The 10,417-nt window shown below is 62.4% G+C and carries 10 protein-coding genes and 1 tRNA gene; all 11 read right to left on the reverse strand.

The window, feature by feature from the left end; all coding sequences use genetic code 11:
* Positions 1-358 precede the first annotated feature (358 nt).
* On the reverse strand, positions 359-1,009 hold the full coding sequence (locus tag CRD59_RS02975; RefSeq protein ID WP_113853120.1) for a 50S ribosomal protein L25/general stress protein Ctc: 651 nt from the start codon (positions 1,007-1,009) through the stop codon (positions 359-361).
* A gap of 324 nt (positions 1,010-1,333) precedes the next feature.
* Positions 1,334-2,371, reverse strand: a complete 1,038-nt coding sequence (locus tag CRD59_RS02980; protein WP_113853121.1) for a hypothetical protein — start codon at positions 2,369-2,371, stop codon at positions 1,334-1,336.
* A gap of 192 nt (positions 2,372-2,563) precedes the next feature.
* Positions 2,564-3,298: a histidine phosphatase family protein gene (locus tag CRD59_RS02985; RefSeq protein WP_113853122.1), complete on the reverse strand. Its 735-nt coding sequence runs from the start codon at positions 3,296-3,298 to the stop codon at positions 2,564-2,566.
* Entirely contained in the window at positions 3,295-3,723 is a 429-nt protein-coding gene (gene rsfS / locus CRD59_RS02990; protein WP_113853123.1) for a ribosome silencing factor, read from the reverse strand. Before rsfS ends, CRD59_RS02985 begins: the two co-directional genes overlap by 4 nt.
* A 73-nt stretch (positions 3,724-3,796) precedes the next feature.
* A complete protein-coding gene (gene glmU / locus CRD59_RS02995; protein WP_113853124.1) occupies positions 3,797-5,215 on the reverse strand; it encodes a bifunctional UDP-N-acetylglucosamine diphosphorylase/glucosamine-1-phosphate N-acetyltransferase GlmU in 1,419 nt (472 codons plus the stop codon).
* The gene (locus tag CRD59_RS03000) at positions 5,212-6,009 is read right to left on the reverse strand and encodes an HAD-IIA family hydrolase (RefSeq protein ID WP_113853125.1); all 798 of its coding nucleotides are present in this window, start codon (positions 6,007-6,009) and stop codon (positions 5,212-5,214) included. Before CRD59_RS03000 ends, glmU begins: the two co-directional genes overlap by 4 nt.
* 66 nt (positions 6,010-6,075) lie before the next feature.
* A tRNA-Gln gene (locus CRD59_RS03005) sits at positions 6,076-6,146 on the reverse strand.
* 89 nt (positions 6,147-6,235) lie between these two features.
* The gene (locus CRD59_RS03010; protein WP_113853126.1) at positions 6,236-7,252 is read right to left on the reverse strand and encodes a ribose-phosphate diphosphokinase; all 1,017 of its coding nucleotides are present in this window, start codon (positions 7,250-7,252) and stop codon (positions 6,236-6,238) included.
* Positions 7,253-7,326: 74 nt separating this feature from the next.
* Entirely contained in the window at positions 7,327-8,091 is a 765-nt protein-coding gene (gene nadD, locus CRD59_RS03015) for a nicotinate-nucleotide adenylyltransferase (RefSeq protein ID WP_113853127.1), read from the reverse strand.
* Positions 8,088-8,708 carry a phosphoribosylglycinamide synthetase gene (locus CRD59_RS03020; RefSeq protein WP_201736534.1) on the reverse strand — a complete coding sequence of 207 codons (621 nt, stop codon included), beginning with the start codon at positions 8,706-8,708 and terminating at the stop codon, positions 8,088-8,090. The genes nadD and CRD59_RS03020 overlap by 4 nt, the downstream gene beginning before the upstream one ends.
* The gene (locus CRD59_RS03025) at positions 8,705-10,045 is read right to left on the reverse strand and encodes a glutamate-5-semialdehyde dehydrogenase (RefSeq protein WP_113853128.1); all 1,341 of its coding nucleotides are present in this window, start codon (positions 10,043-10,045) and stop codon (positions 8,705-8,707) included. Before CRD59_RS03025 ends, CRD59_RS03020 begins: the two co-directional genes overlap by 4 nt.
* Positions 10,046-10,417: the final 372 nt, after the last annotated feature.

Genomic DNA, 10,417 nt, shown 5'->3' on the forward strand with positions numbered 1-10,417 from the left:
CCCACACGAAGGCGCGCCAGGTACTCGCAGACAGCACGCCATCCCCCGCGACACGCCCAAGCCAACCCGACAACCGCACCCCCACAGCCCGCCCACCAACCGACGACTAAGGGAGGAAACAAGACAGGAGCGGGGGGGGGGAGGGGGGGGGGGGAAGGAGGGGGGGGGAGGGGGGGGGGGGGGGGGGGGGGGGGGGGAGGGAGGGGGGGGGGGGGGGGGGGGGGGGGGGGGGGGAAGAGAGAGGGTAGATATCGCTTGGGGACCATGCCCGACCGGAGCATGGTCCCCAAGCGATACTGATGAAAGAATCAGAAGCTGCGTATATCCTACGCTCAGCTGTCCAATCCAATCAGCCCATTCACTCAGCCTTCGGCGCAGCCTCTTCTGCTGAATCCTCAGCCGTATCGCCGTCGGCCGCCGCCTCGCCTTCTTCGGCTTCAGCCGAAACCGGGGTCTCGACGGACTCCTCCTTGGGCACTTCAACGGTCACCACGGAATCCTCCAGGTCATCGATGACCAGCTCAGCGCCCTCCGGCAGTTTGAGATCCTTGGCAAGCACCTTATCGCCATCAGCCAGTCCTTCGACGCTGATGTCGATGCGCTCGGGCAGGTTGGCCACGTCCGCACGGACCTGCAGGTTCTGCATGTCGATGAAGGCAACAGCCGCACCCTTGGTCTCACCAGTGATGAAGACCGGCACATCAACGACGACCTTCTCTCCGGCACGGACCTCATAGAAATCGATGTGCTCGACCTGCCGCTTAACCGGATTGCGCTGCACATCCTTGACGACTGCCATCTTGGTGTCGCCACCGAAAGTGATGGTGAACAGGGCGTTGGCACGCCTTAAAGCCAGGGTCGTCTCCCGCATGGGCAGCTTCACGAAAGCCGGTTCTGCTCCCCCGGCGTAAATCGTGGCAGGAATCTGCTGGGCAACGCGCATGCGGCGCGCCGCACCCTTGCCGAACTGATCGCGTACTTCGCCCTTGAGGGTAATTGTATTGGCCATGTTGTCTCCTTCATCGTCACTAACGGGTGAGCTTGGCGCACCGACGCGCCGAATCCAACACCGCTCAGATGAGCAGGCAACAGATCACGCCTAGTCGATAACGGAGGAAACGTAAGTTTCTTCCCTCGCCAAAGCAACATTCCAACTATAGCACCTCCTCAAGCACCAGGGGGTGTCGGGAAAACCACCCATTTGTTATGGACCATCAGGCAAACGAATCGTCAACCGCTTCCACCTGCCAAAGCCCCTGGCTGAGGAAAGCCAACAGCGCCTCACAATCAGGGAATACAGTCCAGATTGCACGACGCTGTATGGACCTACAGCCTACTGTATGCGACTATGATCAGGCACTTTGGCCGCGTTGCCCCCCGTACTTGAGCTTGGCGAAGGTCCAGGCGTGGACTGTCCGCCGGTAGGAGAAGGAGTAGGAGATGCGGTCTGGGTTGGTTGGCCGGATTGACTGGGCTGCGGCGTCGGACTGGCATCGGTGTTCCCTCTGCCCGTCGACTCAGGCACCTGCGTCGGCCCCTCCGTCGGCGTCTCCTGATGCTGGGGAGTTACCGATGTTCTCGGGGACTGTCCGGTTTTGGGCTCTGGGTCGGTCGAATCAGGCGCCGGTGTCTGCACCGTTTGGCTTGGCCGGACGATGTCGCGCACCACATGGTCGGTACCCTCGCCCTTCGTCACTGCATTGATGACCAGTGCCGAGAGTATGACGGCCACCAAGGCACTGACAACCGAAACGATGATGACCATGCGCTTTTTACGTTGCTGCTGAGATTCACGCAGCAAGTGTCCTGTGGACCGTCCGCCTGTCCTGCCTGTGCTCTCGCCGACCCCTGCAGGGCCGGAACGGGCCGAACGGATCTTTCTCCCTATCCCGTCTGATGCCCCACCCTTCACCGCTGGCATGGTCCTGGTCTTGTCGCCCATATCAAGAGCCGGGATGGCTGCGGTCTCACTCAGCTCCGCGCCGTTGGCATGGCCGGCCCCCACTGCGGTGTGCCCGGAGGCGACAGTTTGGCCCCCGGTTCCTCCGACAAGCATCTTCTGACCATCAGGGGGCGGCAGTACCGTAGTGCCCCCGTCCCCCTCGGCGGCGTCATCGAGATCCGCATCGTCGGTACCGATGGTCTCCTCACGTCCATCCGGCCCGATGACGGTCTTCTGAATCTGGTGGGTCGAAGCATCAAGCACATTCTTGTAGATCTGCGAGGCTACCGCGGATACTATCGAGCCCACGGCCACCCCGATGGCCGATCCCGCTATGCCGATCTTGGCCGAAAGGAAGAAGGAAGTGACAGCCGCCAACGCCCCAGCGAACACCTGCGCCCAGGACAAATCATGGAAGAACTTCTTCACCACCACTCCTTTCACAGTCAGCAGTGCGCAATATCGACCGGACCGTTTCCTGGAACCCGCACCGCACCACGTCAGTCCACCAACAGCGAACTTGGGGAGTTCCATCAAGCCCCCCCCCCCCCGGCCATGGGCGGACCACTCACATCTCAGGATCCGTCAGAGGAATCCTTCCCCGACGCGAAGCAACGACCATCAGTCAGAGAGCAGTTCCTCATCGGGTGTATCCCAATCAGCCTCCCGTGCCACGAGAGGCCCCCTGTTGTATTCCTGCATGCTCCAGCGCAACCCGTTGCCCGTCAAGGGACGCGGAATGAATCGGGCCCAGTGTGCGTTGCGCATGGAACCGAAACTTGCATGGTCCGGCCGGATGCGGCTGATTCCCATCAAGGCCTGCATGGTCTGTGCTATCCACGAGCCATGCGAGAAGATGTATAAATCGGTCTCATCACCTGCTGCGGCCGCCCACTCCTCCAATGCTGCCAGACCTCGCAAACCCACCGCCGACTTGGCTTCAGCACCATGCCTGAGTTCGCCTCCGCCGGCCAGCATCCAGGAACGAAAATCCTCCGGCCAGCGCTCCCTCACCTCGGCGATCGTCAGACCCTCCCATGAGCCGAAGCTGCGCTCCCTGAGCCTTTTGTCCGCATGGATTTTCAGACCTAGCGGCTGCGCGAAGGCCTTCGCTGTCGTATATGCCCTGGACAGATCAGAGGCAACGACCAATTGTCGGCGCTCCCGTCCATCTACATATTCCTCCCGTAAGGCGGCCCCAGTCTGTCTGATCTGCCAGAGGCCGACCCGGTCGAGGGGGATATCAATCTGCCCTTGCATCCGACCTTCGGCGTTATATGATGTCCTGCCATGACGAACCAGAGTGATACTGCCAACATGACGTACGGCATCGCCGTCCCGTCCATCCCCACTCATACCGCCGACTCACTTTCGCTTACGCCATCAGTACCAACCGGTTGCCTGTCTACGGACGAATCCCGCCCCAGACCCAGATCCACTTCCACACAGTCCTTCCATAAGCGTTCCAGGTCGTAGAATTGCCTGGCGCGCTGATGCATGATGTGGATGATGAAGTCAGCGTAATCCAGCAGAATCCACTGGGCTTCCTCCAAACCCTCACGCGACCGGGGTGACAGCCCCAGTTCAGTGTGGAGTCGCCGCTCGATGCCGTCGGCGATGGCGAGCACATGTCGCTCATTGTCCCCGGAAGCCACCATGAACACATCGGTGATGGCCAGTGGTTCGGAGACATCGAAAGCCACGATATCCGTTGCTTTACCCTCGTCGGCGGCCTTGGCCGCCACCCGTACGGCGTCAATCGATTTCTGCAATGCTGGCACTGATCTACCTCTTACCTAGTGCGCAACACCTGTTCGCTGCGCTGTCCAATCATCCTACCCTACCGCTTGCCGTTCACCGCTCCGAGGGCGACTCATCCCCACGTTCCCATGCCGGCCTCCAATGTTCGACCATGTGCTGGGAATTCTCCGAGTAGACCATTGCATCATCAGGCACCTCATGCCGAATCACCGAACCAGCGCCTGTGGTGACATTGTCACCGACACTGACGGGGGCGACGAACAGGTTGCCGGCACCCACGTGGACACCTCCGCCGATTTCGGTACGGTTCTTGTGGACACCATCATAATTTGCCGTAATCGTACCACCGCCGACATTGCTGCCCTGGCCTATGCAGGTATCGCCGATATAGCTCAGATGTGGCACCTTCGACTGTTCACCGATACTCGCCTTTTTCATCTCGACGAATGCCCCGGCCTTGCTGCCTGCAGCCAAATCATTGCCTGGCCGCAGGTATGTCCAAGGGCCGATGTTGACCTCAGCCCCGATCGTGCTTTCTTGCACGCGGGAGCGCTCCACCCTGGCGGCACGGCCGATCCGCGCATCGATCAGCGTCGTATTGGGCCCGATGACTGCCTCCTCGGCGATGCTGGTAGCCCCATGCAGGAAACAGCCCGGCAATATCGTGGCATCCCTCCCGATCATCACGTCATCCTCAATCCAGGTGCTCTCAGGATCCAGGATCGTGACCCCTTGCCGCATCCATCGCTCGCAGACACGACGGTTATGGGCCTTTGCAAGGTGCGCCAGCTGCACCCGATCGTTCACTCCCTCGACGCTGAGCGGGTCAGGCGCCGCATAGGCCCCCACCCGTCCGGCCGAACGTGCGGCTTCCAGGGCATCGGTCAGGTAGAACTCGCCTTGCACATTTCGGTCATTGAGCCCCGCGATCGCACCGTTCAGCACTTCAAGGTCGAATACATAGACGGAGGTATTGACCTCCTTTACCGCCAGCTCGGTGCCGGTAGCATCCTTTTGCTCGACGATGCGCAGGACCTGCCCGTCCTGGTCGCGGATGATGCGCCCATAGCCGGTGGGATCCTTGAGCATGGTGGTCAGGACCGTGGCCCCATCCGCCTGGCTCCTGTGGAAATCCATCAGACCTTTCAGAGTCCGTTCGTCCAGCAATGGCATGTCCGATGCCGTGATGAGGACGGTTCCATGGTGCCCAAGCTTGTCCTTCAACGCATTCAGAGCGCACTGAACAGCGCGCCCGGTTCCTGGTATATCATCCTGGTCGACAATGGTGACCCGCTGGTTGTAGCTACGGGCAGCTTCGGCCACGCGTTCACCCTGGTAACGTACGACCAAGGACAGAATGTCGGGCCCCAGCTTGTCGACCGCGTCCATCACCCGGTTGAGGAAGGTCCTGCCGGCCAGTTCGTGGAGGACCTTCGGCTTGGCCGAGCGCATGCGGGTGCCTTCACCCGCCGCCAGGATGATGGCCGCGGACAGTGCCTCCGCCTTGCTCACAGTTCCACTTCCCCGGTCTCAGCAATCGGAATCAGATCCTGGATGGAGTCCACCACCTGGTCGGGGCGGAAAGGGAAGGTCTCCACCTCCTTGCGATGGGTGATGCCCGTCAGGACAAGGAAGGTGTTGAGACCCGCCTCGACACCGGCGACCACATCGGTGTCCATTCTGTCGCCGATCATCGCCGTGGTCTCGGAGTGGCCCCCTACACGGTTCAAGGCCGTGCGGAACATGATGGGATTGGGCTTACCGACGAAATAGGGTTCGCGATTGGTCGCCCGGGTCACCAGGGCGGCCACGGAACCGGCCGCGGGAAGGATACCGGAATCACTGGGCCCTGTGGCATCCGGGTTCGTGCAGATGAAACGGGCGCCGCCAAGGATCAAGCGGATGGCCGTGGTGATGGATTCAAAGGAGTAGGTACGTGTCTCCCCCAGGATCACGTAATCGGGATCCTGGTCGGAGAGGATGTAACCCGCCTCATGCAGGGCCGTGGTCAGACCGGCCTCCCCAATCACGTAGGCCGAGCCTCCGGGGATGGTCCGGGCGCAGAAATCCGCGGTAGCGAGGGCTGAGGTCCAGATGTTCTCCTCCGGCACGTCGATTCCGGAGCGTCCCAATCGTGCCGACAGGTCACGGGGGGTGTATATGGGGTTGTTGGTGAGCACCAGGAAGCGCCGGTTGTTCTGCTTGAGCGTTTCGATGAATTCGGCCGCCCCCGGCAGGGCCGTGTTCTCGTGGACGAGGACCCCGTCCATGTCGGTGAGCCAGGTTTCGATGGTCTTGACTGCCAAACTGCTTCCTTTCGGTTGGCCGCCGACCTGCCGGGGCCTGCCCCGAGGGGATCGGCGAGCTGCAAGCTCCCCCACCTGGATTCGAACCAAGACTAAGGGTTCCAAAGACCCGTGTGCTGCCATTACACCATGGGGGAAGGGCGGGTGGACCCCGCCGCTGTTCAATTATGCCACATCCCCCCGATGCGCCACGCCCCGAAACGGATGACGCATCGGATGCCTGCGATCAGGCGAACAGGAAACCCTGTCCATGATGGGCGGGATAGGTGTCGAAGAGCCTTGCCACGGACCCGTCCTCGAACACGGCCTTGACGGCGGAAGCGAGCAAGGGGGCAATCGACAGGACGGTCATGCCGTCCCAGCGCTTCTCCTCGGGTATCGGCACGGTGTCGGTCAGAACGATCTCACGGGCGTCGCAGGCCTTGAGCCGCTCCACCGCCGGTCCGGACAGTACGCCATGGGTGGCTACGACCGTGATGGACTTGGCGCCGGCCTCCCTCAGGACCGAGCAGGCCTGCGCAATGGTGCCGCCCGTGTCGATCAGATCGTCGACCAGCACGCAGTCCAGCCCGCGCACATCGCCGACCACCCGGTTGGCCACAGCCTTGTTCGGCTGGGTGATATCGCGGGTCTTGTGGATGAAGGCCAGGGGGACCCCGCCCAGGCGCTGAGCCCACTGCTCGGCCACACGGATACGGCCGGCATCCGGTGAGACGACAGCCGCATTGCCCAGGTCCAACCGGTCACGCACATAGTCAACCAGGACCGGCATGGCGATCAGGTGGTCCACGGGGCCATCGAAGAAGCCTTGGGACTGAGCGGCATGCAGGTCGACGGACATGATGCGGTCCGCGCCAGCGGATTTGAGCAGGTCGAACATGAGCCTGCAGGAGATGGGTTCGCGGCCCAGGTGCTTCTTGTCCTGCCGCGAGTAACCGAGCAGCGGGCAGACCGCTGTGATCGAACGTGCGGAGGCCCTCTTCAGGGCATCAATCATGATCAGCTGTTCCATGATGGACTTGTTGATCGGGTCGGCATGGCTTTGGAGGACGAATACGTCCGCTCCGCGCACCGACTCGGTGTACCGCACGTACATCTCACCGTTGGCGAAATCGTAGGCCGTGGTCTCCAGGACCTCTATACCCAGCTGGTCGGCCACATCGGCGGCCAACTTGGGGTGGGTCCTGCCCGTCACCAGGATGAGGTTCTTACCGGGCCTGCCTTTGAGGATTGTGCTCACCATATCTCCAAACGTTGGTGTCGTTGAAGCAACGCCTCCATCGTAGCCAGCCGCGATGACAGCCGGACGCCGCCGTGTCAGTCGCCGGGGGACGCCTGGGACCTGGGGGCCTGCCCACGGTACAGCCCGTGTTTGTTGATGTATTGGACCACTCCGTCCGGCACCAGGTACCAAACCGGCATGGATCGGGCGGCTCGCCGGCGCACATCGGTCGATGAAATGGACAGGGCGGGGATCTCGATCATGTCGACACGGTGCGCAGGTAGTTCCAGCCCCTTCAGGCTGGAGGAGTAGCCCGGGCGGGAGACCGCCACGAAATGCGCGAGGTCCCACATATGTCCTGCGTCCTTCCAGCGCATGATCTCGGCCACCGCGTCAGCGCCGGAGATGAAGTAGAGTTCGCAGTCCGGACGCATGGCATGGATGTCGCGCAGGGTGTCGATCGTGTAGGTCACACCCGGCCGGTCGATGTCCACCCGCGAGACCGTGAACTTGGGATTCGAAGCAGTGGCGATCACCGTCATCAGGTAGCGGTCCTCAGCGTTGGTTACCTGCTGGTCGAGCTTGAAGACCGGACGGCCGGTGGGCACGAAGACCACTTCATCCAGGTCATAGACCCAGGCAACCTCGGAGGCAGCCACCAAGTGCCCGTTGTGGATGGGGTCGAATGTGCCACCCATGATGCCCAGACGGCGGCTGCGACCGCGACGGTGGCCATGGACGGGGGAAGGTCGGCGGACAGGCCCGCCATATCCGTCCGCGCCCCTGGGCAGGTCGAGGCTGGACATGCTGCGTCCGTGAGGCGGCGGTGCGGCCCCGGCTCCGGATTTCGTATGGTTCATGCCTCGGCCCGCCTCGAATCCCCTCGGTCATCCGGCTCGGCCCCCGGCACATCCTGCTCCCGCAGGTCCCCTGCCAGCCCGGTGCCCACATGCTCACCCACACTCTCCTCGGGATGCTCCTGCATCTGCCTGACCTCCTGGGGCGAGGTCACCTGGTCCGGGTCTATCCTGCTCATGTCCTCGTTCCATTCCTGCTGGACCACCTGGTGGATCTCCTGGTAGGTCGGCAGCGGAAAGTCAGGCTGATAGTGGCGACGCACCTGGGCCACACACTCGGTGAGCGTGACCAGGCATCCCGAGAGCCTGTCGATCTCCCCCTCCCGTTCCAGCCTGCAAAAGCTCGGAATCCGCCCTTCCATCTCGATGATGATCTCCCGAACCTGGTCGAGAGCACCCTCCTCCAGGTCGACTACCTGTTCGTCCGTCTCGTCGGGCCATCCGATCAGAACCGCGTCCGCGTATTCCAGGCAGGCACGCTGATCGGCGGTGGGAATTCCGTCCTCGATCTGCACCAGGTAGACATACCGCAGCTGGCTGAGCCGCTCGGAGGCCACCCGCAGCCAGATTTTCGGGTTGCCGGCCTCCTTTGCCTTCAGATCCTTTATATTCGAATTCACACGCGCACCTGCCCTGTCCCGTAGCCTATCCACTTGGTCGTCGTCAGTTCCCGCAGACCCATCGGGCCCCGGGCATGGAGCTTCTGCGTGGAAATGCCCAATTCGGCTCCCATACCGAATTCGCCACCGTCTGTGAAGCGGGTGGAGGCGTTGACCATGACCACCGCCGAATCGATGCGCGAACTGAAACTAGTGACAGCCGCATAGTCCTGGGCCAGGATGGCTTCTGTATGCCCGGTCGAGTGCGCGTTGATGTGGTCGATGGCCTCCTCAATCGAGTCAACGACCTTGACCCCCATGCGAAGGGCCAGATATTCCCGATCCCAGTCATCAGGGCCGGCGGGCCTCAACAGCTGTTGCGGGAGTACGGAGGCTCCTGGCACCCGTTCCAGCAAATCCCTGGATACCGCGTCCATCCTCAGCTCGACACCGGCCTGGGTCAAGGCCCTGGCGATACGGGGCAGGAAGTCACGGGCCACATCCCGGTGAATGATCAGCTTCTCGGCGGCGTTGCATACGCCCACCCGCTGTGTCTTGGCGTTCATTATGATCGGCACGGCCTGATCCAGGTCCGCCGAGCGGTCGACATAAATGTGAACATTGCCTGCACCGGTCTCGATCGTAGGAACCTTGGCATGTTCGACGATACTGGCAATCAGGGCCCGCCCTCCCCTCGGAACCAGAAGGTCGATATGGCCACGGGCCGACATCAGGGCACGGGCGCCGGCCCGCCCGAAGCGGTCCACGCTGGACACCAGATCGGGCCGGAACCCCTGGCTTTCCAAGCCCCTTCCGAGCAGCTCCACAATGGCCCGGTTGGTGCGCGCCGCCGCATGCCCGCCCCGCAGGAGCACAGCATTGCCTGATTTGATGCACAGGGCGGCCACATCCACACTCACATTGGGCCGGGCCTCGTAAATCACGGCCACCACACCGAGGGGGACCCGAATTTGTTCCAACCGCATGCCGTTGGGCATCTGATGTCCACGGACCACCTGCCCCAGGGGGTCTGGCTGGGCGGCCACCTGCCGAATGGCTTGTGCGGAGGCGGCAACCCGCTCCTGGTCATAACGCAGACGGTCCAAAAGCCCCTGGTCCATGCCCGAGGCAAAAGCCTCGTCGATATCGGCTGCATTGGCCTGCGTGATTTCAACCGCCCCGGCCACAAGGGTGTCGGCCAACACCTCCAGCAGCTCCCTACGGGTCTCGCCATCGGTCTGGGCCAGTTCGGCCTGGGCGGCCGCCGCGCGGTCCGCCAGGGCGCAGACCTGGCCCAGGACAGCTTGGCCTGCCTGTGCGTCCCATCCGGCATCAGTCGAGGATTCCTCAGGATCCATGACCCTCCTTCACCTGCCGTCAGCCCATGCTTGAGGCTGGTTCGTCTATGATTGTAGACCAGCGCCGCCCCGGTCGTCTCGGCTCACGCCCACCTGCCACGGTCTCTGCTATAAGGAAAGGGTCCCCCAAGTGCCGATCCGGATCCATCGGGCTTGGATACATGCTGCTTGCCCGGATCCACGTTGGCTCCCATGACCTCGATACGCGTCCGTACTGAAGTCCCACCAGATCATGTGCATTCAGTCCGACGGCCGAACACGGACCATCGCGAATGGTGACGCTTGGCAGTCGAGCGCATTGCAGGCCCATGCCTGCTGCCTGTCCTCCCCTGTTTGCGCCTATCACACCTCCCTTGGAGAGCCCAGGACACC

Origin of the sequence: Bifidobacterium xylocopae, assembly GCF_003315615.1 — a bacterium.
In the GTDB taxonomy this organism is placed as follows: Bacteria; Actinomycetota; Actinomycetes; order Actinomycetales; family Bifidobacteriaceae; genus Bombiscardovia; species Bombiscardovia xylocopae.

Bases quoted from the DNA above. Each gene is read 5' to 3' on its own strand.
- CRD59_RS03010 (WP_113853126.1), bottom strand. From the start codon at position 7,252: ATGGTGAGCACAATCCTCAAAGGCAGGCCCGGTAAGAACCTCATCCTG.
- CRD59_RS03025 (WP_113853128.1), bottom strand. From the start codon at position 10,045: ATGGATCCTGAGGAATCCTCGACTGATGCCGGATGGGACGCACAGGCA.
- nadD (WP_113853127.1), bottom strand. From the start codon at position 8,091: ATGAACCATACGAAATCCGGAGCCGGGGCCGCACCGCCGCCTCACGGA.
- CRD59_RS02985 (WP_113853122.1), bottom strand. From the start codon at position 3,298: ATGAGTGGGGATGGACGGGACGGCGATGCCGTACGTCATGTTGGCAGT.
- CRD59_RS02975 (WP_113853120.1), bottom strand. From the start codon at position 1,009: ATGGCCAATACAATTACCCTCAAGGGCGAAGTACGCGATCAGTTCGGC.